At 70.9% G+C, this 26,706-nt stretch carries 22 protein-coding genes and 1 tRNA gene; 8 read left to right on the top strand and 15 right to left on the bottom strand.

Features of this window, described 5'->3' with window-relative positions; translation table 11 throughout:
- Positions 1-32: 32 nt before the first annotated feature.
- A complete protein-coding gene (locus ACPCUX_RS01430; protein WP_423388023.1) occupies positions 33-410 on the top strand; it encodes a hypothetical protein in 378 nt (125 codons plus the stop codon).
- A 19-nt stretch (positions 411-429) separates the two neighbouring features.
- On the opposite strand, the gene ACPCUX_RS01425 is transcribed toward ACPCUX_RS01430, so the two are convergent.
- Entirely contained in the window at positions 430-1,689 is a 1,260-nt protein-coding gene (locus ACPCUX_RS01425; protein ID WP_423388022.1) for an AI-2E family transporter, read from the bottom strand.
- 97 nt (positions 1,690-1,786) lie between these two features.
- Between ACPCUX_RS01425 and ACPCUX_RS01420 the strand changes: the two genes are divergently transcribed.
- The gene (locus tag ACPCUX_RS01420; protein ID WP_423388021.1) at positions 1,787-2,167 is read left to right on the top strand and encodes a VOC family protein; all 381 of its coding nucleotides are present in this window, start codon (positions 1,787-1,789) and stop codon (positions 2,165-2,167) included.
- A 4-nt stretch (positions 2,168-2,171) separates the two neighbouring features.
- Here the strand turns inward: ACPCUX_RS01420 and ACPCUX_RS01415 are convergent, their stop codons facing one another.
- Positions 2,172-3,038: a helix-turn-helix transcriptional regulator gene (locus tag ACPCUX_RS01415; protein WP_423388020.1), complete on the bottom strand. Its 867-nt coding sequence runs from the start codon at positions 3,036-3,038 to the stop codon at positions 2,172-2,174.
- A gap of 100 nt (positions 3,039-3,138) precedes the next feature.
- Between ACPCUX_RS01415 and ACPCUX_RS01410 the strand changes: the two genes are divergently transcribed.
- The gene (locus ACPCUX_RS01410) at positions 3,139-3,903 is read left to right on the top strand and encodes an SDR family oxidoreductase (protein WP_423388019.1); all 765 of its coding nucleotides are present in this window, start codon (positions 3,139-3,141) and stop codon (positions 3,901-3,903) included.
- A 46-nt stretch (positions 3,904-3,949) separates the two neighbouring features.
- Here ACPCUX_RS01410 and glsA read toward each other — a convergent pair whose 3' ends face one another.
- The 7 genes from glsA to ACPCUX_RS01375 form a co-directional block, all read right to left on the bottom strand.
- Positions 3,950-4,942, bottom strand: coding sequence for a glutaminase A (gene glsA, locus ACPCUX_RS01405; protein WP_085387907.1), 993 nt, complete (start codon positions 4,940-4,942; stop codon positions 3,950-3,952).
- A 43-nt stretch (positions 4,943-4,985) separates the two neighbouring features.
- Positions 4,986-5,738 (bottom strand): SCO1664 family protein, encoded by a 753-nt coding sequence (locus ACPCUX_RS01400; protein ID WP_144723320.1) that lies wholly within the window; start codon positions 5,736-5,738, stop codon positions 4,986-4,988.
- 122 nt (positions 5,739-5,860) lie between these two features.
- Positions 5,861-6,409: a DUF3090 domain-containing protein gene (locus ACPCUX_RS01395; protein ID WP_034652290.1), complete on the bottom strand. Its 549-nt coding sequence runs from the start codon at positions 6,407-6,409 to the stop codon at positions 5,861-5,863.
- A 64-nt stretch (positions 6,410-6,473) separates the two neighbouring features.
- Positions 6,474-7,178, bottom strand: coding sequence for a histidine phosphatase family protein (locus ACPCUX_RS01390; RefSeq protein WP_423388018.1), 705 nt, complete (start codon positions 7,176-7,178; stop codon positions 6,474-6,476).
- Positions 7,179-7,203: 25 nt separating this feature from the next.
- Positions 7,204-7,629: a hypothetical protein gene (locus ACPCUX_RS01385; RefSeq protein ID WP_415296005.1), complete on the bottom strand. Its 426-nt coding sequence runs from the start codon at positions 7,627-7,629 to the stop codon at positions 7,204-7,206.
- 343 nt (positions 7,630-7,972) lie between these two features.
- Positions 7,973-8,602 (bottom strand): DUF305 domain-containing protein, encoded by a 630-nt coding sequence (locus tag ACPCUX_RS01380; protein ID WP_423388017.1) that lies wholly within the window; start codon positions 8,600-8,602, stop codon positions 7,973-7,975.
- Between the two features lie 93 nt (positions 8,603-8,695).
- Positions 8,696-9,010 (bottom strand): hypothetical protein, encoded by a 315-nt coding sequence (locus ACPCUX_RS01375; RefSeq protein WP_423388016.1) that lies wholly within the window; start codon positions 9,008-9,010, stop codon positions 8,696-8,698.
- A gap of 774 nt (positions 9,011-9,784) precedes the next feature.
- Between ACPCUX_RS01375 and ACPCUX_RS01370 the strand changes: the two genes are divergently transcribed.
- Complete coding sequence (locus ACPCUX_RS01370; protein ID WP_423388015.1) at positions 9,785-13,636, top strand: hypothetical protein; 3,852 nt, start codon at positions 9,785-9,787, stop codon at positions 13,634-13,636.
- On the top strand, positions 13,633-17,802 hold the full coding sequence (locus tag ACPCUX_RS01365; protein ID WP_423388014.1) for a hypothetical protein: 4,170 nt from the start codon (positions 13,633-13,635) through the stop codon (positions 17,800-17,802). The genes ACPCUX_RS01370 and ACPCUX_RS01365 overlap by 4 nt, the downstream gene beginning before the upstream one ends.
- An 80-nt stretch (positions 17,803-17,882) precedes the next feature.
- On the opposite strand, the gene ACPCUX_RS01360 is transcribed toward ACPCUX_RS01365, so the two are convergent.
- The 4 genes from ACPCUX_RS01360 to ACPCUX_RS01345 form a co-directional block, all read right to left on the bottom strand.
- Positions 17,883-18,539 carry a hypothetical protein gene (locus ACPCUX_RS01360; RefSeq protein ID WP_423388013.1) on the bottom strand — a complete coding sequence of 219 codons (657 nt, stop codon included), beginning with the start codon at positions 18,537-18,539 and terminating at the stop codon, positions 17,883-17,885.
- 408 nt (positions 18,540-18,947) lie between these two features.
- Positions 18,948-19,021: transfer RNA gene (locus tag ACPCUX_RS01355), tRNA-Pro, on the bottom strand.
- 57 nt (positions 19,022-19,078) lie between these two features.
- On the bottom strand, positions 19,079-20,431 hold the full coding sequence (locus ACPCUX_RS01350) for an MFS transporter (RefSeq protein WP_423388012.1): 1,353 nt from the start codon (positions 20,429-20,431) through the stop codon (positions 19,079-19,081).
- Positions 20,428-21,072, bottom strand: coding sequence for a GntR family transcriptional regulator (locus tag ACPCUX_RS01345; RefSeq protein WP_423388011.1), 645 nt, complete (start codon positions 21,070-21,072; stop codon positions 20,428-20,430). The genes ACPCUX_RS01350 and ACPCUX_RS01345 overlap by 4 nt, the downstream gene beginning before the upstream one ends.
- A gap of 193 nt (positions 21,073-21,265) precedes the next feature.
- On the opposite strand from ACPCUX_RS01345, the gene ACPCUX_RS01340 reads away from it, so the two are divergent.
- On the top strand, positions 21,266-22,444 hold the full coding sequence (locus ACPCUX_RS01340; protein ID WP_249355902.1) for a Fic family protein: 1,179 nt from the start codon (positions 21,266-21,268) through the stop codon (positions 22,442-22,444).
- 29 nt (positions 22,445-22,473) lie between these two features.
- Here the strand turns inward: ACPCUX_RS01340 and ACPCUX_RS01335 are convergent, their stop codons facing one another.
- On the bottom strand, positions 22,474-23,058 hold the full coding sequence (locus ACPCUX_RS01335; RefSeq protein ID WP_423388010.1) for a putative immunity protein: 585 nt from the start codon (positions 23,056-23,058) through the stop codon (positions 22,474-22,476).
- A gap of 124 nt (positions 23,059-23,182) precedes the next feature.
- Entirely contained in the window at positions 23,183-24,019 is an 837-nt protein-coding gene (locus ACPCUX_RS01330; RefSeq protein WP_423388009.1) for an alpha/beta fold hydrolase, read from the bottom strand.
- A gap of 196 nt (positions 24,020-24,215) precedes the next feature.
- Between ACPCUX_RS01330 and ACPCUX_RS01325 the strand changes: the two genes are divergently transcribed.
- Positions 24,216-25,733, top strand: coding sequence for an MFS transporter (locus ACPCUX_RS01325; RefSeq protein WP_085388757.1), 1,518 nt, complete (start codon positions 24,216-24,218; stop codon positions 25,731-25,733).
- A gap of 172 nt (positions 25,734-25,905) precedes the next feature.
- Positions 25,906-26,655 carry a cohesin domain-containing protein gene (locus tag ACPCUX_RS01320; RefSeq protein WP_423388008.1) on the top strand — a complete coding sequence of 250 codons (750 nt, stop codon included), beginning with the start codon at positions 25,906-25,908 and terminating at the stop codon, positions 26,653-26,655.
- Positions 26,656-26,706: the final 51 nt, after the last annotated feature.

The raw sequence follows: 26,706 nt of genomic DNA, 5'->3' as shown, positions 1-26,706 counted from the left end.
GTGCCGCCCCCCGCGGTGACACACTGGTCCCCGTGCAGCACGGCGACATCGAGACCGACCAGGACGCCGCGTCGCACGCGCTCGCCCGGAGCGTCGCGACGCTCCGCCGCGCGGCCGACCACGCGGACCGCTGGTGCTACCTCGCGAGCGGGCGCGAGCTCGACGGGCGGGCCTACGCGTGGGCGTGCGTGCCGCTCGCGGGCGAGGTGGTCGCCGTGCGACAGGTCGTGGGGCTGGAGGACGGGACCTGGCGCCGGTACGCGTACGACGAGGTCGTCGAGGACGACGCGGGGTTCCTCACGGACCAGCCGTTCGGCGACGACGACCTCGCCGGGACCGGCGACGTCCACCCGATCGACGGGGCGGAGTTCGCCGCCCTCTGGGCGCGCGCGGGGACCGCCAGGGCGTGAGCCCGCCCAGCGCCCGCCGTCAGGACGACGACGCCGGCGCGCCGTCCACGGTCTCGTGCCGCTTCTGGCGCGCGAACCGCGCGGGGAGGTCGGGTCCGTCCCAGACCTGGATCGCGCGCCAGATCGACGCCGCGATGGGCACGGCGAGCACGGCGCCCGTGAGGCCCGCGAGCACGGTGCCCGCGGTGAGGGCGATGAGGATGACGAGCGGGTGCAGGCGCAGCGTGCGGCCCATGACGACGGGCTGGAGCAGGTCGCCCTCGAGCTGGTTCACCGCGATGACGATCGCGACCACGATGAGCGCCTCGACCGGCCCGACGGCGACGAGCGCGACGAGCGCGCACAGGACGCCCGCGAGCGTGGCCCCCACGAGCGGGATGAACGCGAGCAGGAACACGAGCACGGACAGCGGGAGGACCAGCGGCACCCCGACGATCGCGAGGCCGATGCCGATCGCGACGGCGTCCACCGCGGCGACGATCGCCGTCCCGCGCACGTAGCCGCCGAGGGTGCGGACCGTCGTCTCGCCGATGCGCTGCCCGCGCGCGTACCGGGCGCCCTCGAACGGACGCAACAGGAACTCCCAGATCGCCGGGCCGTCCTTGAGGAAGAAGAACAGCACGACGATCATCACGAAGAACCCGGCGACGAAGTCGACCGTCTGGGAGGCGCCCGCGAGCGCCCCGGCGCCGACCGCGTCGGACTGGAGCAGGCCGACGAGCGAGTCCCGCACCGACGCGATCTGCTCCTCGGTGATGTCGAACGGCAGGTTCTGCACGTAGGTCTGGAGCTCGTCGAAGCCCTCGACGGCCTGGTCGCGCAGCTCCGGCCACTGCTTGACGACCGCCGCCGCGACGAGCCACACCACCACGCCGAGCACGACGACGAGCGCGAGCAGCGCGACGACCGTCGCGAGGAACGACGGCACGCCCTTGCGCCGGAGCAGCCCGACGAGCGGCGAGATCGCCGCGGCGAGCACGAGCGCGATGAGGACCGGGATGACGATGAGCGTCAGCCGCGTCACCGCGAACACCGCGACGGCGACGAGCGCGACCAGGGCGAGCACCTGCACCGAGCGCGTGCCCGCGCGACCGAGGCCGTCCGACCAGAGCGCGGACGCCCCCACCGGGCGCGCGGGCTCGACGGCGTCGGCCCGGTCCGCAGCGGTGTCGGTCTCCCCGGCAGGGGCACGCTCCGCGACGGCGACGCGCTCCGCGGCGGGAGCCTCCTCGGCGCGCTCGTCCGCCCGCTTGCCCGACCGCCGTCTGCCCAGACCCATCCCGCTCCCTCTCTCGCCGCACGTGTGACGGCCAGGGTGCCACGATCGGGCGTCACCCGCCGGGTGCCGGGACGGGGCGCCCCGTAGGCTGCGAGGCATGGCGTCCCGCATCAGCGAGCTGGTCCTCGACTGCGCCGACCCCGAGCTGCTCGCCCGGTTCCGGTGCGACGTGCTCGGCTACGTCGAGCTCGACCGCGAGGAGGACGGGTCGATCGAGATCGGCCCGCCCGACGTCGGGTTCGGCGGCCCGCAGCCGACCCTGATCCTCAGCCCGAGCACCGACCCGCGCTCCGGCAAGCTCCCGCTGCACCTCGACGTCAACCCCACCGACCGCGACCAGGACGCCGAGCTCGAGCGGCTCCTCGCCCTCGGCGCGCGGCCCGCCGACGTCGGCCAGACGGGCGACGAGCCGTGGCACGTCCTCGCCGACCCCGAGGGGAACGTGTTCTGCCTGCTGCGCCGGCGCCTCGACCCCTGAGGCGTCAGGAGGGCTGCGGGCCGGACGACGGCACCGCGAGGTCCTGCGTGCCCACGACCCCGAGCAGGCGGATCCTGTCCGCCGCCTCCGTGCCCGGCGCCGCCGTGAGCACGAGGAGCACCTGGAGCTGGTCCTCCGTGGTGAGCGCCTGGCAGTCCACCTCGATCTCCCCGACCACCGGGTGCACGAGCGTCTTGTGGTCCACGAACCGGCGCGCCACCTCCTGCCGGTCCCACAGCGCGACGAACTCCGGGCTCGTGCGCGACAGCACCCGCACCAGCTCGCCCGCGCGCGACGACGCGCCCAGCACCGCCACGGCCGAGCGCAGGCTCGCGACGAGCGCGCGGCCCTGCCGGTCCCGGTCGTCCGCCGGGTAGATCGCCCGCGCCGTCGCCGGGTGGGCGAACCACCGGTAGATCTCGCTGCGGTCCCACCCCGAGTACGCCGACGCGTCGCCGTAGAGCGCGCGCGCCAGGTCGTTCTGCGCGAGCGTCTGCGCGAGCGGGTCGAGGATCAGCGCCGGGGTGTCGTCCAGGCGGTCGAGCACCCGCTGCAGCGCGGGAGCCACGCGCCCGGGATCGGTCGCCCGGTCGGGCACCCCGTGCCCGGCGACCCGGTAGAGGTAGTCGCGCTCGTCGTCGGACAGGCGCAGGGCCCGCGCGATCGACGCGAGCATCTGCGTGCTCGGCTGCGGCCCGCGCTGCTGCTCGAGACGCGTGTAGTAGTCCGTCGACATGAGCGCGAGCTGCGCCACTTCCTCGCGGCGCAGGCCCGGTGCCCGACGGCGCAGCCCGGGCGGGAGCCCCACGTCGCCCGGCTGGAGCGCCTCCCGGCGACGGCGGAGGAAGTCGGCGAGCGCGGCGCGGTCCATGCGCCCATCGTCCGGGGTGCGCGGCGCCCGTGCCAGGGATCGCCGGTCCCCCGTCCACCGGGCTCTGCCGCGCCGCGTGCCGGGCGCCCAGGATCGAGGCATGGACATCACGAGCAGCACCGTCTTCATCCCCGGCGCGACGAGCGGTATCGGGCTGGCGCTCGCGGTCGCGCTGCACGAGCAGGGCAGCACCGTCGTCGTCGGCGGGCGCCGCACCGACCTCCTGGAGCGGATCGCCGTCGAGCACCCCGGTCTCGACACCGTGCGCATCGACACCACCGACCCCGAGAGCATCGCCGCAGCCGCGAAGGAGGTCCTCGACCGCCACCCCGACCTCGACACGCTCGTCACCATGGCCGGGATCATGCGCACCGAGGACTGGCACCACCCCGAGGGCTTCCTCGACACCGCGGAGCAGATCGTCACGACCAACGTGCTCGGCCCGATCCGGCTCGTCGGCGCGTTCGTCGAGCACCTGCAGACCCGGCCGCGCGCGACGATCGTCACCGTGTCGTCCGGGCTGGCGTTCGCTCCGCTCGCGGCCACGCCGACGTACGACGCGTCGAAGGCCGCGATCCACATGCTGAGCGAGGCGCTGCGGCTCCAGCTCGCCGACACGAGCGTCGACGTCGTCGAGCTCGTCCCGCCGTCGGTGGCGACCGACCTCATGCCGGGTCAGCGCGAGAGCGCGATCGCCATGCCGCTGGACGAGTTCGTCACCGAGGTCGTCGAGCTGCTGCGCACGCAGCCCGACGCGCACGAGATCCTCGTCGAGCGCGTGAAGCTCCTGCGGTTCGGCGAGGCGCGCGGCGACTACGACGACGTCGTGCGCACCCTGAACGCGTCCGACCCCCACGGGCGCTGAGCGGGCTGGTCCGTGACGGCGCAGGACGGGCGGCGCGGGAGCCTGGTCAGGAGCGCGTGCCAGCAGGCCGGGACGCGAAGAGGTCGAGCCCGAGAGCGCGCGACAGGAGGGCGCCCGCGCGGCGGCCGCGCACGGAGTTCCCCGCGTCGTCGAGCCGCGGGGAGAACGCCGCCACCGCGCCCTTCCCCGGCGACATCATGACGATGCCCCCGGAGATGCCGCTCTTGGCCGGCACCCCGACCTCGAAGAGCCACTCGCCCGACCTCTCGTACATGCCCGTCGAGGCCACCACGCTGAGCGCGTCGCGGGCCATGCCCGCCTCGACCACGCGCTCGCCGGTCGACGGGTTGACGCCGCCGTTGGCGAGCGTGGCGCCCATGACGGCGAGGTCGTGGGCGTCGACGCGCAGCGCGCACTGCCGGGTGTAGAGATCGACGACGGCCCCGGGGTCACCGTGCAGACGCCCGTGGCTCGCGAGCAGCGAGGCGAGCCCCTCGTTGTGCCGGCTCGTCCGGGACTCGGACCGGTAGACCTCCTCGTCGACGTCGAGGGCGCGCCCGGCGAACCGCGACAGACCGTGCACGAGGAAGTCCCACCGGGCGTCGTCCGTGTCGCCGGGGACCAGACCCGTCGTCGCGAGCGCGCCCGCGTTGACCATCGGGTTCATCGGGTGCCCCTCGCCGTGCTCGATGGCCAGGACCGAGTCGAACGGCACGCCCGTGTTGTCGACGCCGACCCGCTCCAGCACGGCGTCGTGCCCGATCTCCTGGCAGACGAGCGCGTACACGAACGCCTTCGATATCGACTGGATCGAGAACCGGTGGCGCACGTCGCCGCGCGCGTGCTCCGCACCCGCCGTGTCGGTGAAGACCACACCGAACAGGTCCGGCTCCGCACCCGCGAGCGCCGGGACGTCCTCGATGACCGTGCCCTCGTCGAGGTCGCGGAAGCGCTCGTACGCGTCGTCGAGAGCGGCCTCGACGACGTCGCGCCCGGGCAGGGTACCGGTGGAGACCCACGGGTCGGGGAGATGGCTCATCCGTCGTGACGCTACCCGGGGCGCGTGCCGCTCGCCCGGGAGGTCAGAACAGCGGCCACGGGACGGCGGGCATGTCGCCCTCCGGTGCGGGGAACCGTGCCGTGCGCAGCAGCCGGTCGCAGCGCTCCGCGAGGGCGGCCACCTCGTCGGGTGCGAGGAGACCGCGCAGGCGGTGGGCGAGGTCGCCGTCGAGGCCCGCGCGCACGCGCTCGACGCCCGTGAGCTCGTCGTCGGCGAGGGGCTCACCGAGCCAGCCCCAGAGCACGGTGCGCAGCTTGGGCTCGACGTGGAAGGTGACGCCGTGGTCGACGCCGAGGCGCCGCCCGTCCGCCAGCGGCAGCACGTGCCCGCCCTTGCGGTCGGCGTTGTTCACGACGGCGTCGAGCACCGCCATGCGCCGCAGCGCCGGCGAGTCCTCGTGCACGACGCTCACCGGGCGGTCGTCCTCGTCGACGCCCTCCAGCACCGTCCGCACGCCGTCGGGCGGCACCTCGTCGGTGGGCACGACGTCGACGGGCGACTGTGCCGCGTCGACGTCCTGCCAGAGCTGCACCATGCCCGGACCGAGCGGCCCGTCGCGCAGCCACGTGCGCGGCACGACTCCCCCGCCGAACACCTCCGAGACGAGGTACGCGGCGACCTCGCGGCCCGCGAGCGTGCCGTCCGGGAAGTCCCACAGCGGCTTCTCGCCCGCGACCGGCTTGTACACGACCGAGACGTCACCCAGCCGGGCGAGGAACGTCGCGTTCGACGCGGCGCGGATCCGCCCGACGACGTCGAGCGGACCCTCGGTCAGGGCGGCGTCGAGCGGGGTGCCGGCAGGCTCGAGACCGGAAGGCGGGACGGCAGGGCCGAGGCCGGGCGGCGAGACAGCGGGGTCGACGTCAGACGGCGCGGCGGCGTCGTCGTGCGGGGTCGTCACGCCTCGCCGGGCAGCGCGCACTCGTGGCCGTCGGGGTCGACCGGCCGGCCGCACAGCGGGCACAGGGGGCGGCCCGCGCTCACGACGGCGCGCGTGCGCTGCGCGAACGCGCGGGCCGTCCCCACGGGCATCTTGACGAGGAGCGACTCGGCGGGCTCCGGCTCGTCGGCCTCGGGGTCGAGGTCGTCGTCGTCCACGAGCGGGAACGCCTCGACGATGACCTGCGCCGTGCGCGGGTCCCAGGTCAGGCGCATCGCGCCCGTGCGGAACTCCTCCTCGACCGGGAGGTCCAGCGGGTCGTCGTCGACGAGCTCGGCCGGGACGTCGGCGGGGACGCTGTACCGGTTGTCGGGCTCCTCCATGAGCTCGTCCAGCAGGCGCTGGATCGTGTCCGCCAGGACGGCGGACTGCTCCTTCTCGAGCGCGACGCTCGTCGTCCGCGTGCCTTCGCGCGCCTGCAGGTAGAACGTGCGGGAACCGGGCGACCCGACGGTCCCCACGACGACGCGGTCCGGCCAGTCGTACTCGTGGACGAGAGTGGGCATGCCCTCACTCTACGAGCGCACGGCCCGTCCGCACGGGACGGCCACGGGTCGGACGTCGGCCCGGCTACCGCGCGGCGTCGGCCTGGCCCGGCCCTGCGCCGCCGCCCACCGGCGCGTCGCCCGCGGGCGCCGCGCTGCGCAGCCAGGAGAGGTCGCCCGCGTCGGTGTTCACTGCCACGACCTCCGGGCGGTGCGGCCCGTACCGGACGACGGAGATCGACGCCGGGCCGACGACGATGCGCTGGAAGAGGTCCAGGTGCACCCCCAGCGCGTCGGCGAGCACGGACTTGATGACGTCGCCGTGCGAGACCGCCGCCCACACCGCGTCCGCGCCGTGACGGGCGGCGACCTCCGCGTCGTGGCGCCGGACCGCCTCGACGCCCCGGGCCTGCATCGCGGCCATCGACTCGCCGCCCGGGAAGACGGCCGCGGACGGCTGCGCCTGCACGACCGACCACAGCGGCTCCTGGGCGAGGTCCTTCAGCGCACGCCCCTGCCACTGCCCGTAGTCGCACTCGGTGATCCCGTGCTCGGTCAACGACTCCGGGTCGTCCGCCTGGTGGTCGAGCACGGCTTGCGCGGTCTGCCGGCACCGCTCCAGCGGGCTGGTGACGACCCGCACGAGCGGCACGCCCGCGACGCGCTCGGCCGCCCGGGCCGCCTGGTCACGCCCGACGGCGTCCAGCGCGACGCCGTCGGCCCGCCCGGCGAGGATGCCGCTCGCGTTCGCGGTGGTGCGGCCATGACGGACGAGCAGGACGGTCGGCATGCCCCGAGCGTAGGCGACAGGGCCCTCACCCCGTGGCGGCGACGTCCGGGGGCGGTGGTACCTCGGCCTGGGTCGAGATCACCCGCGGGGCCAGCTGGTCGGGCAGGGGCGCCAGGCCCGGCCCGCCCGCGCGGATCCAGGAGTGCAGGGCGGCGGTGAGCTCGTCGCCCGCCAGCTGCTCGAACCAGGCGGGGCCGGCGGCGCGCGCGGAGGGCACCGGCCGCACCACGACGACGTCCCCGCGCTCGCACGCGTCGAGGCAGTCGACGACCGTCAGGCGCGCGTCCCCGCTCTCGGCGATCCGGCGCAGACGCTCGAGCTGTCCGCCCGGGCGGGTGTCGGTCGCGCCCAGCGTCTCCCCCGCGCACAGCCCGCACGCCGTGATGCCGGGCACCGTGCGCGCCGGGCGGGGACGACGCCCCCGCTCGTCGGTCGGGATCGACGCCGTCACGCGCCAAAACCTCGGTCACGAACCGCCGTCGCGCCGTGCCCGCTGCGATGTGCTCGGGACATCCTGGCTGTCCTACTTCCTGTCGTGCTGGCGGAACCCGCGGCCCACCGCCGCATATACCCGGTAAGGGTATATGCCTGAGGGGAGGGCCCGCTCGCTCGACCGGCCTGACGCCGTCCTGGATCGGCTTGCCCTGGGTTCGAACCCCCGAAATTGGCTCCGATGAGCAGTGAAGGGTCGCCGCGCACGACCTGAACGCCGTGCACGTTCGGCGCGCTGCTCGACCCTCCGGCATGGGCCGCGGGGCGCGCGCACGTCGGTGCGCACGCCCCGCGGGGCGGGATCAGCTCGAGGCGAGCAGGTCTTCCATGGTGGAGATCTCGGCCTGCTGGGTCCCGACGATCTCCTGTGCCATCGCGACCGCGTCCGCGTTCTCGCCCTCGTCGACCTGGGTCTGCGCCATCTCGACGGCACCCTCGTGGTGGACGATCATCTGCTCGAGGAACAGCTGCCCCGCCTCCGCGCCCTGCGCGGCGTCCAGGGCCTGCATGTCCTCCTCGCTCATCATCCCGTCCATGGACCCGTGGCCCATCGCCTCGTGGTCCATGGCGCCGGACTCCTCCATCGGGGAGCCCCACTCCTCGAGCCACGTGGTCAGCTGCTCGATCTCGGGCCCCTGGGCGTCCTTGATCTGGTTCGCCAGGTCCGTGACCTCAGGGTCGACGCCGTCCTTGGCCAGGATGACGTCGGACATCTCGATCGCCTGCTCGTGATGCGGGATCATCATCTGGGCGAACATCACGTCCTGGTCGTTGGACGTGCCGCCCTCCGCCGTGCCGTCCTGCTCCTCGGCCCCGGTCGTGGCGGACGACGGCGCCGCCCCGCTCCTGGGCTCGTCGTCGGTCGAGCACGCCGCCAGGCTCGCGACGGTCACCAGCGCGATCGCCGGCACCAGCACACTCTTGAACTTCATGGGACAGACCTCTCGTCTCGGTACTCAGGAACCACACGCGCCCCAGGTGCGGGGCGTATCGGTCGACGCAGGCGCGTCGACGGCGTGCGGCTCCTACGTCCGAGAGATGCCGAGAAGGTGCAGCGACGGCGCGAGGCCGACGAAGGGCTGAGCGCGCCCCGGTTCGACGAGGCGGGACCAGACAGGGGTGAGGCGTGCCAGGAGGCCGCGCCCGGGGCGCACGAGAGCGAGCAGCACGACCAGCACCATGAGGCACATGGCCGACGCCATCTCGTGCCCGCCGCAGTCGAGGCAGCCACCCTGCTCGTGGTGCCCGGGGCCGTCGTCGGCCACCGGTGCGCCCGCAGGGTGGCTCGTCTCGGCGATGACCGCCGCAGGCCCGACGTGGGCCGTCGATGACCCGCTCATCGCGTGCATCGTCACGATGCCGAGAAGCAGCGCAGCGATCAGCAGGGCACCCGAAAGCCCTCGCCGGCGCCCGGCGAGCAGCGAACGGAGTGCGGCCATGAGGTGCATGTCGCGGCCACCCTAGCAAGCGGCCATCGGGTCCGGTCACGGCACGACGAGAAGAGGGACCGGCGGGTGCCGGCCCCTCTTCGTGTGTCGGGCTGACAGGATTTGAACCTGCGACCCCTTGACCCCCAGGCGTCCAGATGGCTCCCGCGAGACCGATTTCCGCGTAACTCCGGGCGTCAGATCATGCAGAGCACGTCACGACATGCATGGTCTCCATGACTCTGGTCCCCTTCTGGTCCCCCTCGCAGAGGACTCAGGGGGCTCTCTCGAGGTGCCTCGTCCGCCGACTTCTACGTACGACCCCGTCGCGCGGCGAGCGGCTACTTGACCCAGTCAAGGGGTAAGCACTCTCCCGTGCTTCTGCGGGCCAGCCGACGCCTGCGGTGTCGGTGACCCTCGCTATCGTCGTTCTATGGGTCGAGCGCAACCCGCGCTCGATCGACCGGAGTAGACCTTCGCGAGGGAAGCACCATGGGTTCGTCTGGCAAGGGTCGAAAGAGGCCACGTAGACGAGGCCCGACCGCGCCACGAGATGCCACCGCTCCGACGCCGCCACACTCTGCGGACAGCGACGCCCGCGAAGAGCTGTGGGGGAAGCTGAGGCACGGCTCGCGCAACGTCGCAGGCGTCACTTGGCAACTTGCCGTCTCGGTGCACGTGCTTGTGATGTCTCGTGCAGGCGTCCTGCCCTTCACCACGCTCGTTCCCGAAGGCTTCGAGGACCTCGACTGTCGCACAGCTGCAGGCGACGAGACTTTGGTGCAGGTGAAGGAGGTCAGCGCTGGAGCGGGACAGCTAGAGACTTCCAGAATCCGCGACGCGATCTTGCATGCTATGAGTGCGACGACCGGCCCGATCGTTATCGTCACCGATGGCAGCGTCGGTTCGGGCCTGAAGTTCACCGGATGGGACGAACCACTTGCCGCACAGCCTGAGCGGTGCATCGCCCTAGTTGACGCTCTCGTCGCCCAGGGCCTGACCCGAACAGACGCAACCACTGCACTGGGACGTGTCCATCTCGTGTCGTTGCCGTGGAACCTACGCGAGCAGACCGAAGCGCTCCTCAGCGACAAACAGGGTGTTCATCCATCCGTTGCGTCATTCACTGTCGGCGCGCTCTACGAAGCCTTCGGGATGGCGAGTGCAGACCAACGTCATCTAGGCCTCGGTCAGGCTCGAACGCTAACGCTCGGCGACGTTGACACCGCGCTGCATGTGGTCCAGTCAGCAGTCAACGTAACCGGCTTGGACGCTGCGGTGTCCGCAGGCGTGTGCCGTCCCGCGGATTACTCGACCGCAAGGGTGGCGTCCGCCAGCCGGTTCTATCTGGGCGTGGACGGGGCGCCTATCCACATCGCACAGGGTCTGGATGTGATCAGGGCCGACGAGATGGATCAGATCACACAGGCGGCTCAAGAAGGCGAGTACACCGTCATCGTCGGCCCGTCCGGTTCGGGCAAATCGGTGCTCCTCTGGCGCGCAAGCCGCGACGTGATCCTGGGGGCTCGCGTCGTTCGTGTCGCCCGCGTGACTACTGATGATGACGCCCAACTGCTGCTCCGACATGTCGAGCTGCTTCGCGCTACTGCCACCTCACCGGTTGTCGTCGCAGCGGATAGCCTCGGCCGACCTTCTACCAGCGCGTGGCCGAATGCTGTTGCCTCCCTGCGCGAGATTCCCCATGTCTTCGTCATCGGCGCGGCACGTGAAGAAGACTTCAGCCCCCGTCTACTGAACGGCAGCACACGTGTCATCAGGCCCGAGCTCGACCGCCTCACCGCTGAGCTGATTGCCGAGCGCATCGAGCGCGCGGGCCTCACGACGAAGATGGCCGCCGCAGAAGCCCTTGCGCGCAGTAACGGCCTGCTCATGGAGTTTCTCTCCTTGCTGCGCGAAGGCAAGCACCTGGAACAGGTCCTCGCCTCACAGGCCGCCGAACTGGCGGCTCCTGGACGAGAGATTCAGCGAGAGGCTGCTCGCCTTGTTCTCGCAGCTCACGCAGTTGGCCTGTCGTTGACTGCCCGAATGCTCGGAGATGCACTCGCGACCGTTGCTGGGAGCAATCGCGCGGTCGGTGACGCCTTGTCGACACTGAAGAACGAGCATGTCATTCTCGACCACGGCGACGTCTGGACAGGCCTCCACGAGCTTCGATCACAGACACTGACCACTCTGCTTCACGACGCCCCACCCCCCACGCTCGGTGACACCCTTAGCGTCATAGCTCGGTTGCTACCTGCCAACGAAGCTGGCTGGTTGCTACGTCGATCAGCCGAACGCTTTCCAGAGACCGTCGTCGCTGTTGCCGACGCGGTTGCGGGTCATCTCAACGCGCCGGATACCACCACCTCGGGGGTGGCCGAACTCCTCGAAGGAGCCGAGCGCGCGGACAACGTCGCCTACGCCAAGACCTGTCTCCCGATCATTCGACGCCTCGCGCCTTCTGGGGTCTCGCCGAATCTGATAGCTCCATTCGTCTATGGAATTCGCAACCAGGACACGACCCTCGATCCGATCGGCTCGCCGGCGTTCGATCGTGCGGCTACGCAGATGACCCGGATCGCGCGGGCGCTGCCGCCGCGTACTTCGCCAATACTGGAAGCCATCACCACGCATCTCGATTCGGCCCTCGTCATGCGCCTGCTCAATGCGGGAACTCTTGTCGAGGCCGTGCGTCTCTTGGAAGCTCTGGCGGGAACGGTGCCGCTCAATGCATCGGAGGCTACGACGGTATTCCGGGAGTTCGACGAGCCGACCGACGCAACGCAAGCCGACGCGTGGGCGCATCTGATCGATGCTCTGACTCCCTTCGTCTCCGCCGAGGACCGAGAAGCTACGTTCGGACCGGTGGGGCACCGTGCCCTGGTGGTCGCGCGATCCGAACCTTCGGCCGTGGCGCTGACGACGCAGGCGGAGGCTGATCCGTCCGTGACGGTCATGCATGGTCTTGATATTCAGGAGCAGTCGCCCGGCATGACCTGGGACGCACCGTGGGCAGGCAGCAGCGATGCCCTCAACGATTTCGTCGTCACGTTGGCGCGGCAGTTGGCGTTCGCGTGCCCTGAAGCAAGTCATGTCGAGGTCATCACCATCACGCCATCAGGACGGCGCTATAAGGCTGGCGGGTTTGAGCCGGGCTACAAGCGCATAGCACGTGAGGTCTTCAAGGAGCGTGCTGGAGTCCGACGTAATGTCGGCTTCCAGGGAGCCATCCGGATGTTGTCAGCGGCACCGACATGGACAGCCCTGCTCCTCGAACAGGCGCAGATTGCCCAGGCACTGGTCGATCTTGCAAGGGAGGGCGCCTTCCGCCTACGGGCCAACGACCCGTCTCACCAGGCACAAGCTTGGGCCGAGCGTGTGCAAGCTGCAAGCGAGCGAGCCGGCGAACTAGCCTCCAAACCGAAGGACGGTTTGAAGGAAAGAGCCAACTCCCACGCCAGCGAGGATGATGCTCAACGACAAAACGACCCGGTCTCGCAAGCACTCGGGGCCGCCGCGCAAGCACTGAGTAATCTCAGGACGAACGACAATCGAGTCGCGGTAGCGATGTCGCTTCGAGATGCAGCCGCCAAGGTCGAACACGCGCGATCGCTGACACCGACATACTTCGGCCTCGATCAACCGGTCCCCGACGCACTCGGCAGTGAACTCGAACGGCTGGCGCGGGCCGCGATCAGCGCCGCAAAGGACCCCGACGCCTGGCGCTCAGTTCGATTCGGCGACCACACCACAGTTGATGCCATCACGGCATCCTCGGCAATCGCAGCCCAGCAGCAACAACGCACGGTGTTGTCCGTGATCGAAGCCGCCGTTCCCGGCGCCGTTCTGCGCACGGTGTCGGATCCCGCGCCCTTCCCCAGCAACATCGATCAGACAGGATGGTTGGTGACAGCGGGGCTACAGGATTGGGATCAAGCAGTTGGTGCTTTGGCCAACATCGACGCTGAAGCGCGTCGCGCTCTCGACTGCAACGTATGGGTGCTCGCAGTCGATGGCGTCCGACCGCTTCCGCTAGCCGTGATCATGGCGCACTACGGTGAGCAACCTGTTCTCCCACTGGCGGGCGAATCTCTCGAACAGCACCTCACGGCAGCCGGACTCCCGTTGGCACCGACGGTAAATGCCGCGACCGCGAAGGTCCACGAGCTGGCCACTTGCGTAGCCCGCGCCTCATGGGCGTTAGCCCTGCATCGAAGGCGGCCGACCGAATGGCCGTCCACGGTACCGGCGCCAGAGATCGACGAGCTGGACAGAATAGGGATCACTGGCCAGAGCGCAGTCGCACAACTTCCAGGTTCCGTGGGGCCGGTCCTGGGGGCCGCCCTAAACACGTTGGTCACACAAGTCAAATTGGAGCTGCAAGAGGCTACCGGCCTGACACTCGCCGGGGAGCTACTCGAGGTAGTCGATCGGGGACCCACCCCCGCAGCCATCGATGCGGGTCTCTGGCAAGCCCTGACCGACCTTTCCCTCACTCCCGCCGTTGATCTCCAGGCCAGCGAGGGGTCCGTATGAACATTCCGGATATCGACTTCGCGCGCGTGCGCTCGCTGGGCGCGGGAGGCCAGCGCGACGGATACGAGCAACTCATCTGCGAGCTGGTCGCGCAAGAGCCCCCGCACGCCGCCGCGAAGTTCGTGTCCCTTCACGGAGCCGGAGGCGATGGAGGCGTCGAGTGCTACTGGACCCTTCCCGGCGGCGCCGAGCACGGCTGGCAAGCGAAGTATTGGGCCAGCCACGCCGACGTCGATAAGTCGCAGCTCGACGCATCCGTCAAAGCAGCCCTCACCAACCACCCGGATCTCACCAAGTACACCATCGCCATCCCCGCCGACCCGACCGGCCCCACGGGCGGCAAGGGAAAGTCGCTACTGGAGAAGATAAATGACCCTGGTGGTTGGCTCGAGGGTTGGCAGACGATGGCGGCCGACCGCGGCATGACCGTCACCTTCGAGTTCGAATGGGCGACGAACACTGCTGCACGCCTAACCCGCTTGGACACCTCCGGTGCCCAGCGGCGGTACTGGTTCGACGCCGACGTGCTCTCCCAACAGTGGTGGATCGACCGACTGCAGGACGCGACCGACGCTGCTAGACCTCGATACACGCCAGAGTTGAACGTGAACGTTCCCGCCGCTCGAAGCATCGCTGCGCTCTGCTCTGACGATGAGTGGTGGCAGGCCGTCCTCGGCCAAGTCGATGAGCTCACGGAAGCGACACGACGCCTGCAGCACGCCGGAAACGATGCAACGGCCGCTGACCTGGGCGCCGCGCGCAGCGCCGCTACGACCGTCATCGACGCCCTCAAGGCCTGGGTGCGCACCCGGTCCGACGCTGAGTTCCGAGGTCTCGACGAGACGCTAACCGACGCCATCGCTGTGGTCAGGGAGCAGGAGGCCGTCGAGGTCGAACGGATGAACGCCACGCACGAGAACTGGGACACCGCCGGTTGGAGGCAGTACCAGAGCGAATACATGGTCCATTTCCCGGCGGAAGCCGTCGATGCTCTCCGTGACTTGGACGGCAAACTCGAAATTGCAGCCGAGCTCCTCATCAGCCCCCTCGGGACGCTCGCCGGCTCTCAAGTTGCGCTGATGACCGGACCCGCCGGCATCGGCAAGACCTACCTCGCCCTCGATGCCGCCGCCCGCCGTCTTCAGAGAGGCCTGCCCAGCATCGTGATGCACGGTCGCTGGTTCAATGACCACGACCTACTCATCCACCTCCGCGACGTTCTCCAGATGCCGGCCGACCTGACCACCGAGGAGACGATCGCTCTCCTGGACCAAAGTGCGCGCGCCGCAGGAGCACCCACCCTCCTCGTCATCGACGCGCTCAACGACACGCGCCCCCGGTCGATGTGGCGGGACAACTTCGATCGCCTCATCTCCATCGTCACCAGGCACCCGCACATTCGGCTGCTGCTGACCGCACGCACCCACTACGTCAATCAGGTCCTTCCGCCGGGCGTGTGTATTCCTCGGTTCGAGCACACGGGGTTTGAGGGTGTCGAGTTCGAGGCGGTCAGCGAGTACGCCGCGTTCTACAGTCTCGAACCTCCGACGTCACCACCGATCCACGGCGAGTTCGATAACCCGCTCTACCTCCGGTTGGTCTGCGAAGCACTGCAATCCGATGGCCGACTCTCGCTCGACCAGGCCAATATGGGGCTGGGCGAGCTCACCAAAATGGTCCTCGACCACGCGAACGAGGCCGTCAGTAATCGCGTCGACGCATCGGTGTCCGACCAGATCGTTCACCGCGCGATGCACGCTTTGGCCGGCGCTATCGCAGACCAGGGCGGAGCCCCGCTCACCCGCCTCGCCGCGCAGGCCGCGCTGAACCCGATCTGGTCTGACAACAGTGCGGAGAAGTCGCTGCTCGATGGACTCATCGCACAGGGTCTTGTCGAAGAAGACGTTATACCGGACAGCAGCCCTTACGGCACCGACATCATCACCATCACCTTCGAGCGCATCAGCCACCACCTGATCGTCTCCGATGCGCTCGCTCATATGAATGACGCAGATGGCGTCCGCGCCCAGTTGTCCGGTCGCCTCGGGGAGCTCATCGGACTCGACGCGACCATCGACGTCGGACTCCTCGAAGCGACCTCGGTCGTCGTCGCCGAACGCTTCGGGCTCGAACTGACCGCCTTCACCGCCGTGATCACCGACACCGTCGCGCGCGACGCTGCCGTCATCGCCGGCACAGCGTGGCGATCTGTGTCCTCCATCACTCCCGACACGGGCAGCATCATCACCAACGCTCTGCATCGCCGTGACACCTTCGACGCAGGCCTCACGATGCTGTTCAGGCTCGCAGCTCGCCCCGGCCACCCGCTCAACGCCCACTTTCTCCATGAGTTCTTCAGTGAACTCACCATGTCGACCCGAGATCAGTTCCTCGCCGGGTGGCTGCACACCAGTCACGGCACCAGCGGAGCGGTCGACCGCCTGATCCGCTGGGGAGGCGAGAAACCGCTCGACCAGGTCGGCACGGAGACCACCCGACTGTGGATCACCGCACTGCTATGGACGACTAGCGCCTCTGATCGCCGCGTTCGCGAGCCAGCCACGATCGCCGCAGCCCGCCTGCTTGCGCATCACCCTCACCAGGCTGCCGCCCTGCTCGAACGATTCTGCACCGTCGACGACGAGTGGATCGTCGAGCGCGCGCTTCAAGTCTCCTACTCGGCGCTGCTGGCTAGCGGTAGCGACGCGGACTGGGGCGCTGCCGCCGAGATCGTCTCGGCCGCCTTCTTCGCACGCTCCGCAGACCTCACCCCCAACGCCGCCGTTCGCGACGCCGCCCGCTGCATTCTCGAAGCGGCACTCGATCGCGAAGCGCTCCCCGTAGAGGTGACGCCCGAACATTTCCGCCCCCCTTACACCAGCACCTGGCCACTGAACTGGCCCACGGAAGAGGACATCGCCACCTACGACAATCGCGACTACCCGAAGCTCGTGCACTCCACCACGACAGACGACTTCTTCACCTACCAGCTCACGCCCGAGTTGCGTGACCGGCCAGGTGTCGACGTCGCGGCCAGCGCGCGATGGGTGGTGGCAGAGGTCATTCGGCTCGGATACCGACCCCGGCTGCATTCAAACTTCGACGACTACGTCCTGGGAAAATACGGGCCTGGACGTGGGAAACCAAAGTGGATCGAACGGATTGGCAAGAAGTACCAATGGATCGCACTCAACCGGCTCATCGGGCATCTGTCCGACCACGCACCCAAGACCAGGAGCTCCTGGGAAGCCCCGCCGCCGGCTGTTCCCGGACCCGAATCCTCCATCGTCCGGCAGGTCGACCCCACAGTAACCGAGTTCGAACCCGCGAGCGATGCGCCCCGTCTCTGGGTTCCGGCCTACAACTGGGATGCGAAGATCGGAAGACCTGACGCCCAATGGGTGGCCGATGACTCCGACCTGCCCACTATCGACGTGACCTCCGCCGAACGAGACGGACGCCCCTTTATCGTCGTGTCGGGCTCATACAGTTGGGACCTCACCGGCGACAGCATGAAGCGCACCCACCACGTCTGGACCAACCTCTACACCCACCTGGTGAGCACCGACGATCTTCCCGTTGCCCTTGGCGAAATCGAAGGACGTGACTTGATCAACAGCCTCGGGATGTCCCGGCTACCCATGAGCTACAACGGGTACGTCGGCGAGTACCCGTTTGGGCACCACCACCGTGCAACGCTGAGTGTGGTGGAGCACGAGTGGACGGACCCTCTCAGCGTTCCGACACGCCCAGCGGTGTGGGAGCTGCTCGGCGAAAACGAGTACGCGCCAGGCAACCTCGAAACGATCTCGTTCGACGCCCCCGCTCCCGAGTTCTTCGGCCCCGCACCGGGCACTCTCCACTGGAACGGCCGCAACGGATGGACCGACACGAGCGGCCGGCTCATCGCCGTTCTACGGCATTCCGTCAACGTCGGCCAGAACGAGCTCCTGATCGATGCCGATTTCCTGCAGGTCTGGCTCACCACCGAGCGGAAATCGCTGATCTGGGTCGAGAACACAGGAAAGGACGTCTACCGAGAGATGGGTTGGGGCACCTCCCATCCGGGAGCGCTCGTTCGTTCCCAGGTCCGAGCGTGGACCCCCGGGCAGGACCTACGGACCGTGACACCCGGCTGGCAGCGCATACCCGCCCGCGATGATTGATATCGCGATCGACTCGGCTGACAAGCACGATTTGCCGGTGCGATTGCCCTGGCACGAAGTTGAGGACGGTGAATGAGCCCTCAGAGCGGCAGATCGATGGCGGCTCCAGCCGGTGCAGTCGCATCGCCCGGCGCATTTCGAGCAATGACAGAGAAGAGTGCGACCTGCACCTTGCGCCGGTCCGCGCTCCCGGCGACAAACATGTCCTGCTCCGACGCCACTTCCATCTTGACATCGAAAGCAGTCGTGGTCACGCTCGCCGCATCCTTGACGCAGGTGTCTCGCCAAGTCTTGTCGGTCGCGGTGACACCCGATTCGCGCGTCCGCCAGAGCATGACAAAGTTCGAGACATCGTGCGGTTCCGGCGCCGACAGATCTATCGCTAGCTTCTTCGCATCGCTCCTCAGTTTACTGAGGGTGTATAGCCCGAACTCGACTCGTGCTTCCTCTTTTCGTTTGCCGTTGAAAAGACAGACATCAACCGATAGAGGTCGCCCCTTCTTCCCTGTTGGAAAGGTACGCTCCCAAACTGCTTCCGAACCATGTGCCGCAAAGTTGATGGCGCCGAGGCGCATGAAACCGTCAACCACAGAGACCTCGTACGAGTCGCGCTTGCCGGTATTCTTGATTGCGTCCGTCAGAATTGATGAGCCGGTCTTCGCGCGAGCCGCGGCAGACACAGATTCCTGCACCCAGCGCTCGACGTTAGCGAGTGCGACGGCCGCCTCCATCAGCATCACCAGCTCGTTCAAGTTCCCGCGCGCGGTCTGTGTCGGACGACCTGACCCCTGACGGTACGAGACAATGCGCACCAGTCGCCTCCGTTGATCCTTGCGGTCATCCGAAGCCTCGGAGCCCGCTCTGCTGAGCCCACGCTATCTGCCCGTCGCCCTGCGCGACGCTCAGCGTGATCCGCACCGCGCGTTGAGATCCGTGACGGTAGCGAGTGGAGCGTCTCGGAGCCCGGTTCACCTCGACGGAAGCCGGCCATCCCTCGTAAGAGCGCGCAGCCGATCGAGGCGGTCCGGCCGTCCACAGGCGGTCGTCTCGAACCGCGCCGGGGGGACCAGAGGGGGACCACAAGAAACGACCCTCGGACATGACGAAGCCCCGGCGAGAAACCTACTCTCACCAGGGCTTTTACGTCGGGCTGACAGGATTTGAACCTGCGACCCCCTGACCCCCAGTCAGGTGCGCTACCAAGCTGCGCCACAGCCCGTGGCTGGATCACCGAGCCAGATCCGACCGGATCGGACCCCGTGAAGCCTCGGATACTCTACCCCATCCGTGACGCCTCCAGAGCACCGTTTGCCCCGGTCGGGGCTGTGCGGTCGGTCTCGCCGGAGGTCGCCGCGGCGTCCCGCTCCCCCGTCGGCAGGTGCGCGCGCCACGCGCTCGCCACGATCACCAGGCAGACCGCGGCGATGACCAGGCCGCCAAGGAACATCTGCGCGTACGTCCACCGCACGGACAGCGCGGCGAGCGCCACGGGTACGCAGAAACCGATGTACGTGAGCGAGTAGTAGACGGCCGTCAGGCCGGCGAGGTCGTCGGGCGTCGCGATGCGCTGGACCTCGCTGAGCCCGGCGACGAGTGCGAGCCCGTAGCCGGCCCCGAGGACCATGGCGGCGACGAGCGCCGTCGGGAGGTCGAGCCGCGCCGAGGCGTAGGCGCCGAAGCCCATGCCGACGACGACGATGGACATCGCGACGACGGACGCCCGCGCGCTGTGCCGGGTGTCGATGAGGCGGCCGAGCACCTGGATGCCGACTCCGCAGCCGAGGCCGAGCACGGTCATGAGCCCGGAGAACGCGATGGGCGCGCTGCCCGCGCTGGCGGACACGAGGCCCGGCAGCACGGCGTAGGCGCTGCCGGCGCACCCGAACACCCAGGGGGCCACGGGCACGACGACGCGCAGGAACCGCCGGTGCGCGACCGCCGGCACGCGCAGGTCGTCGCGCAGCCGGCCCCGGGCTCCGCCGTCGGGCACGACGCGCGTCTCCGGGACGCCCAGCAGCCAGACGCCGGTCGCGACGGCGAGCGCCGCGTGCAGCAGGTAGGCGGTGTGCGTGGGCCAGGGCGCCCACTGGGCGAGCACCGCTGCGACGCCGGCGCCGACGAGGAAGCCCAGCGTGAGGGCGAGGCCCGCGCGGCGGGCGCCGGAGCCGCCGTCGGGCACGCCGGACGCGTGGGCGGCCGCGTCGCTGAGCTCCTTGACCCAGGTGGTGCCGACGGCCATGACGAGGCCCAGCGCGACGCCGCACAGGACGCGCCCTGTCGCGAGCAGCGCGGCGGACGACTCCCCCGCCGCGAGCACGAGGGACCCGACGAGCGCGATCGGCGCGGCGGGCAGGAGCAGCGGGCGGCGCCCGTACCGGTCGGAGAGCGGTCCGCCGAGCAGGAGCGCGGGGACGATCCCGAGCACGTAGGCGGCGAGCAGCGCGTCGACGGTCACCGCGGAGAAGTGCCCGACCTCGCGGTACATGACGAGCAGGGGCGTGAACTCGTTGCCGCCCCACGCGACGGCGAACATCACCGCCGCGACGGCGAGCCACGCCCGCGGCCCGACGGCGGCGCTCGCCCCCGGCGCGGAGGCCTCGGTCGTGGGGTCCGAGGCAGCCGCGCTCACAGGCCGACCCTCGCGTCCTCGAGGTGGCGCTGGACGCGGCGCTTGTAGGTGCGGGTGTCGCGCACCTCGAGCGCGTCGACGAGCGCGCGGTGCCCGGCGACGAACGTCGTCGCCCGGCCCGGGTCCCACCGGACGCTGTGCGCGACCATCCGTTGCTGGCGCTCGCGCAGGCTGACGAAGAACGTGGTGAGCAGCGCGTTGCCCCCGGCCGCGACGATCTCCTGGTGGAACCGCGCGTCGAGCGTCGCGTACTCCGCGACGTCGCCGTCGGCGACGGCGGCCTCCTGGGCGGTGACGAGGTCGCGCAGGAGCGCGACGAGGGTGGCGAGCTCGGTGTCGGGCAGGCGGACGACGGACTGGGCGGCGTGCGTCTCGACGAGCAGGCGCGCGTCGAGGACGTCGTCGGCCTCGCCGGCCGCGACCGGCACGACGAGCGCGCCGCGCTTCGGGTAGAGCCGGAGCAGGCCCTCGGCCTCCAGGCGCAGGAACGCCTCCCGGACCGGCGTGCGGCTCACGCCGAGCTGTTCGGCGATCTCGCCCTCGCTCGTCATGGACCCGCCGGGCAGGCTCCCGTCGAGGACGCGGGACTTCACGTGCCGGTACGCCTGCTCCGTGGCAGAAGCGCTGGTGGTGCGTGGCATAGATACATGATGCATCTATCGTGTGCACGACATCGACCGCAAACGCTCTCCGAGGCCGTGCGGTTCGACACACCGAGCGCGGAACCCTCGAGTGATAGTTGACGCCGCCCGTTACTTACAGTTTCGCCGAAACTGTAAGTAACGTGACGCCATGGAAGCAGTTCAAGCGCTCGCTGTCCCAGCGGTAGCTCACGTGAGCCACTACTGGACAGCAGAGAACGACGGCCTCTCGACGCGTGCGCAGGTGGCGGCTGGCTCGGGACCTTACGAGTCCACCATCCCGACCGCCATCGCGGACTACTCCCCCGTACTGACGCCGCAGCAGTCCGCCGACGCCGAGGAAGCAGCCGCCGCTCTCGCACGCTTCGACTCGTACGCCAGCGCAACGCTCGGGCCGGACAACCCCGCCCTGGGTCCGATGTCCTCGATCCTGCTGCGCACCGAGTCCGCTTCCTCGTCGCAGATCGAGAACCTGACGGTCGGCGCCAAGCAGCTCGCGCTCGCCGAGATCGACCTGACGGCGAGCACCAACGCACGCACCGTCGTCGCGAACGTCCGGGCCATGCAAGCCGCGATCGACCTCGCCGACCGGCTCGACGAGGCCTCGATCCTCACGATGCACCGCGAGCTCCTCGCCGGGCAGCCCGGTTGGGAGGACCACGCGGGGCGCTACCGAGGCACTCTGGTCTGGGTCGGCTCGTCGAGCATCAGCCCGAGAGGCGCGACCCACGTCGGGCCCCAGCCAGAGCTCGTCCCTGGAGCGATGGCGGACCTGATGGCCTTCGTCCGCCGGGAGGACCTTCCCGTCCTCGTCCAGACCGCCGTCGCGCACGCGCAGCTCGAGACGATCCACCCGTTCACGGACGGCAACGGCCGCACCGGCCGGGCCCTCGTGCACGCCATGCTGCGCTCGAAGGGCCTCACGCGGAACACCATCGCCCCGGTCTCCGCGGGCCTCCTCATCGACACCGAGGCCTACTTCGACGCGCTCACCGCGTTCCGCGCCGGTGACGCCTGGCCGATCGTCGAGCAGCTCTCCCGCGCGAGCAGGTTCGCCGCGACGGCCGGAGCGAGGCTCGTCGACGACCTCGCGGGACAGGTCGCCACAGCGCGGGAACAGCTTTTCGGGCTACGGCCCCAGGCCTCCGCCTGGAGCGTCGTGCCGCACCTCGTGGCCCATCCGGTGATCAACGCGGCGTTCCTCCGCGACCACCTCGGCTTCAGTGACGTCACCGCCCAGCGAGCGCTGAGCCAGCTCGCCGACGCGGGGGTCCTTCGCGAGCGCAGCGGCCTCCGGCGTAACCGCGTCTGGCAGCACGAGGGGATCCTCGCCGTACTCGACCTGTTCGCCCAGCGGATCCGGCGCAGCTGACGATGCCTGGAGGTCCCGGCGGGTGTCGACTACGTCCGCTCGTCCGGTACGGCGCCCTCCGACGGCCCCGTGCCGTCCCGCAGCGCCGCGTCGAGCCCTCGGACCAGCTCGCCGACCCGGCCGCCGCCGCCCGGCGCGGGCGGGTAGCGACGCAGCACCGCGACGACCTCGGGCGTCGCGAGCGCCCGCGCGGTGTCGAGCCACCTGCTCGCGACGCTCTCGCCGGACCCGTCCCCGCCCGCGGCGAGCGCGGCGGCGTGCGCCGCGTGGGCGGCGGAGCCGAGGACGTGCTTGACCTGGTGGGCGTCGGCGATCGGGTGCAGGTACGCGGCACCGGCCGCCGCCATCGCGGCCCGGGCGGCCTCGGCGGCTGCGGGGTCGCCCGCCTCCTTCGCCGCGCGCAGGGCCGCCCAGGCGGTGTCGCGCAGCGCCTTGCCGCGCGCGCCGCCGTCGGCGAACGCGCGGGCCGCGTCGACCGCCTCGCGGGGGCGTGCGTCGTCGGGCCGGACCGCCTCGACGAGCTCCAGGGCCGGCTCCGCGCACCGGGCCGCGTACCCCGTGACCGCCCGCAGGTCCTCGATGCTCAGCTCGACCGCAGCCGCCGTCGTCGTCACCGCTCGCTCCTCGCTCTCGCGCGCTCCCGTCCGTGCCAGGACGCGGAACGCCCTGCGAGCACCGTACCGAGCCGGGCACCCTCACGTCCCGACCCACGACCCGGCCCGCGGCACACACGACGGCTCACACGACCGGCCCGGCCCCCCGCGCGACCTGGAGCACCCGGGCGACGCCGGGCTCGTCGGGGTCGTCGGTGATGTCGCGCCCGTCGAGCCAGCACCCGACGACGTGCGCGAGCTCGCCGGGGTGGCTGAAGTTCATGGCGTGCGGAGCGCCCTCGATCGCCGCGACGGTCACGTGCGGGGGCGCGAGCGCCCCGACCTCCCGCACCCGCCACGGCGGCGGCATGAGCGGGTCGCGCGTGCCGAGGACGGCGAGCGTCGGCACGGGGACGCGCAGCACGCGTTCGAGCGAGGGGAACCGGGCGAGCTCGGCGAAGAGCTGGAGCGCGTTGACCGGCCCGAACCGCACGTAGTCGGGCACGGCGACGCGCGCCATGCGCGGGCTCTCGCGCACGGCGTCGCGCGCGAGCTGGGTGAGGGCGCGCCCGAACGGCTGGTTGTGCACGCCCCCGGCCGGCGAGGCGAGCACCACGCCGGCGACCCGGTCGGGGGCGGCGTGCGCGACCTCGAGGCTGACGGGCCCGCCCATGGAGTTGCCCAGCAGGACGACACGGTCGAGCCCGAGGACGTCGAGCGTCGACAGGAGCGCCCACGCGAGGGCCGGGATGCCGAGCGGGTGGCCCCACTCCTCGCTGCGCCCGTACCCGGGCAGGTCCGGCACGACGGCGGTCGCGCGGTGGGCGAGACGCTCGGCCGTCGGGAGGAGGTAGGTGCCGGAGATGGCGAAGCCGTGCACGTGCACGATCGGCACGGCGCCCGCGACCTCGGGGCCGGAGCGCACGAAGACCTCGCGGCCCTCGACGGTGACGTGGCGCGACGTCCACCCCTCTGCGGCCATACCGCGATCCTCCCAGTCCCCCGCGCCGACCTCGGCGGCGCGGGCGGCGGAGCACCCGCGACGGGTGAGGCGCCGGGACGACCCGGGCGGCGAGCATGGACGCCGGACGGGGGTCGACGTGGAGCAGAGCACGGGTCGCACCGCGGGCCGGCCGACGGCGGCCGACCGGCGCCTCGCGCTGCTCCTGGCCGCCGCCATGTTCGTGCTCGTGGTCGACACGTCGTTCATGAACGTGTCGATCTCCGCCGTCGTGCGCGACCTGGGCACGACCGTGAGCGGCGTCCAGACGGCGATCGCGCTCGAGGCGCTCGTGTCGGCGTCGTTCATCCTCGTGGGCAGCAAGGTCGGCGACCTCGTGGGCCGGCGGCGCGCGTACGTCGTCGGGCTGCTCGCGTACGGGGCGGGCGCGGTGGCGATGACGCTCGCGCAGAGCCTCGTGGCGGTCGTGATCTTCTGGTCGGTCATCGGCGGGCTCGGGGCCGCGCTGCTGCTGCCGGCGATGCAGTCGCTCGTGCACGGCAACTTCGAGGGCACCGCGCGCAAGGCGGCGTACGCGCTCGTGGGCGCGGCGGCGTCGATCGCGGCGGCGGTCGGGCCGCTGCTCGGCGGCGTCATCACGACGACGCTGTCGTGGCGCGTGGCGTTCGGGCTCGAGGCCGTGGTGATCGTCGTCGTCCTCGTGGGCGTGCGGCTCGTGCGCGACGTCCCGTACACGGGCGACCGCGCGGTGGACGTGGTCGGGACGGTCCTGTCCGTCGTCGGGATGGGCGGCGTCGTGCTGGGCGTGCTGGTGTGGCAGGAGGGCGGCGAGGCGGTCGGGGCGCTCGTCCTCGTCGGTGCGCTGGGCCTGGTGGGCCTCGCGTGGTGGCTCGTGCGCCGCGCGCGGGCGGGGCGGACGACGCTCGTCGACCCGGGGCTGTTCCGCTCGCCCGCGTTCCGGATCGGGGTGTCGCAGCAGCTCCTGCAGCAGGTCGCGCTGGGCGGGGCGATGATCGCGCTGCCGATCTTCCTGCAGATGGCGCTCGGGTACGACGCGCTGCTCGCGGGCCTCTCGCTCGCCCCGCTGTCGCTGACGATGTTCGCCGCCGCCCTCGTCGCGGGCAAGCGCCCCGGCCGACGGCGGCCGGCCTCCCGCGTGCTCGCGGGCTTCCTCCTGCTCGTCGTGGGCGTGGTGGCGCTCGTCGCGGTGGTGCCGCGGGCGTCGTCGGGCTGGTGGCTCGCGCTGCCGCTCGTCGTGGCGGGCGCCGGGCTGGGGCTCCTGATCTCCCAGCTCAACGCGTACACGCTCTCCCCCGTGCCGGAGGAGCGCGCGAGCGAGGCCGCAGGCGTGAGCTCGGCCGCCGGGTCGTTCGGCCTCTCGCTCGGACTCGCCGTCGCGGGCGCGGTCATGCTGGCGTCGCTCGCGGCGGGGTTCACGGCGCGGGCGGAGGCGAGCGACGTGCTGCCCCCGGACGACAAGGAGCAGGTCGCCCGGGTGCTCGAGGACGACGCCGAGATCATGAGCGACGCCCAGCTCGTCGAGCTCCTCGCCGACGAGCCGCCCGCGGTGCGGGCCGAGGTCGTGGCCATCAACGACGACGTGCGGGCGCGGGCGCTGCAGGTCGCGCTCCTCGTGCCGCTCGTCGCGGGGCTCCTCGGCGTCGTCGCGGCGCTGCGCATGCGCCGCCTGCCGGATCCCGAGGTGCGCGAGGGCGAGCCGCCGGTCCTCGGCTGACCCGCGTCGTCGGGATCGTGACCGGACCGAGACCCGGTTCGTTGCTCGTGCTAACCGTCGCGAAACGCCGGGGAAACAGCGACTTGTGAGCATCGCTGACGGCAGGGGGCCCCACCACACGACCGCCGGTCGCGCCGTACCTCCGCGCGCCCGGAGGAAGGACCGCTCGCCCATGACCCGTCCCGTCCCCCGCAGACGGCTCCGCGCCCGCGCCGCCCTCGTCGGCGGTCTCGCGGTCGCCGCGGCGGCCCTCGCCGCCCCCGCGCACGCCGCACCGTCCGTCGCCCAGGTCTCCCTCACGGCGCCCGCGTCGGTCGAGGTCGGCGCGGAGATCACCGTCACGGTCGCCGCGACCGGTGTCGTCGACCTCTACGCCTACGACCTCGCCGTCGCCTACGACCCCGACCTCGTCGCGCTCGTGGACGACTCCGTCGTGACCCCGGACGGCGGCTTCGCCGACGCGACCGACGACGCGGCCGGGACGGTCGCCGTCACGCACACGCGGCTCGGCACGTCGCCCGGCCTGGAGGGCGACGTCACCCTCGCGACCCTGACGTTCACCGCCGTGTCCGACGGCGCGGCGGCCTTCGCCGTCCCGACCGCCACGCTCGTGGGCGCCGACGCCGGGACGGCGACGCTCACCGACGCCGCGAGCGCCACGACGACCGTCACCGCGGCCGACGTCCCACCCACGGCGGAGCCGACGGACGGGACCACCACGCCGCCCGTCGACGACGGCGGCACCACACCCCCCGGGGACGACGGCGCGTCCGACTCGTCGTCGTCCCCGTCCGGGTCGGCCTCGGGCGGCGCGCTCGCGTCGACCGGGGCGAGCGTCGCGTGGTTCGTCGGGGCCGCGCTCCTCGCGGTCGCCGTCGGCACGGGCATCCTGCTCGCGCGGCGCCGGGCGGCCACGCGATGACCGGCCCGCTGCCCCGCCCCGACCAGCCGCTCGCGCACCTCGCGCCCGTCC

It is taken from the genome of Cellulosimicrobium sp. AB352 (assembly GCF_049538415.1).
GTDB lineage: Bacteria > Actinomycetota > Actinomycetes > Actinomycetales > Cellulomonadaceae > Cellulosimicrobium > Cellulosimicrobium funkei.
The sequence above is the reverse complement of the archived record's forward strand: the minus strand, read 5'-3'. Positions and strand labels throughout refer to the sequence as shown.

What these genes read in the sequence shown, in the direction of transcription:
- ACPCUX_RS01425 (WP_423388022.1), bottom strand. Translation starts at nt 1,689, where the DNA reads ATGGGTCTGGGCAGACGGCGGTCGGGCAAGCGGGCGGACGAGCGCGCC.
- ACPCUX_RS01420 (WP_423388021.1), top strand. Translation starts at nt 1,787, where the DNA reads ATGGCGTCCCGCATCAGCGAGCTGGTCCTCGACTGCGCCGACCCCGAG.
- ACPCUX_RS01415 (WP_423388020.1), bottom strand. Translation starts at nt 3,038, where the DNA reads ATGGACCGCGCCGCGCTCGCCGACTTCCTCCGCCGTCGCCGGGAGGCG.
- ACPCUX_RS01410 (WP_423388019.1), top strand. Translation starts at nt 3,139, where the DNA reads ATGGACATCACGAGCAGCACCGTCTTCATCCCCGGCGCGACGAGCGGT.
- glsA (WP_085387907.1), bottom strand. Translation starts at nt 4,942, where the DNA reads ATGAGCCATCTCCCCGACCCGTGGGTCTCCACCGGTACCCTGCCCGGG.
- ACPCUX_RS01395 (WP_034652290.1), bottom strand. Translation starts at nt 6,409, where the DNA reads ATGCCCACTCTCGTCCACGAGTACGACTGGCCGGACCGCGTCGTCGTG.
- ACPCUX_RS01390 (WP_423388018.1), bottom strand. Translation starts at nt 7,178, where the DNA reads ATGCCGACCGTCCTGCTCGTCCGTCATGGCCGCACCACCGCGAACGCG.
- ACPCUX_RS01380 (WP_423388017.1), bottom strand. Translation starts at nt 8,602, where the DNA reads ATGAAGTTCAAGAGTGTGCTGGTGCCGGCGATCGCGCTGGTGACCGTC.
- ACPCUX_RS01375 (WP_423388016.1), bottom strand. Translation starts at nt 9,010, where the DNA reads ATGAGCGGGTCATCGACGGCCCACGTCGGGCCTGCGGCGGTCATCGCC.
- ACPCUX_RS01370 (WP_423388015.1), top strand. Translation starts at nt 9,785, where the DNA reads ATGTCTCGTGCAGGCGTCCTGCCCTTCACCACGCTCGTTCCCGAAGGC.
- ACPCUX_RS01365 (WP_423388014.1), top strand. Translation starts at nt 13,633, where the DNA reads ATGAACATTCCGGATATCGACTTCGCGCGCGTGCGCTCGCTGGGCGCG.
- ACPCUX_RS01360 (WP_423388013.1), bottom strand. Translation starts at nt 18,539, where the DNA reads ATGCTGATGGAGGCGGCCGTCGCACTCGCTAACGTCGAGCGCTGGGTG.
- ACPCUX_RS01345 (WP_423388011.1), bottom strand. Translation starts at nt 21,072, where the DNA reads ATGCCACGCACCACCAGCGCTTCTGCCACGGAGCAGGCGTACCGGCAC.
- ACPCUX_RS01330 (WP_423388009.1), bottom strand. Translation starts at nt 24,019, where the DNA reads ATGGCCGCAGAGGGGTGGACGTCGCGCCACGTCACCGTCGAGGGCCGC.
- ACPCUX_RS01325 (WP_085388757.1), top strand. Translation starts at nt 24,216, where the DNA reads ATGTTCGTGCTCGTGGTCGACACGTCGTTCATGAACGTGTCGATCTCC.
- ACPCUX_RS01320 (WP_423388008.1), top strand. Translation starts at nt 25,906, where the DNA reads ATGACCCGTCCCGTCCCCCGCAGACGGCTCCGCGCCCGCGCCGCCCTC.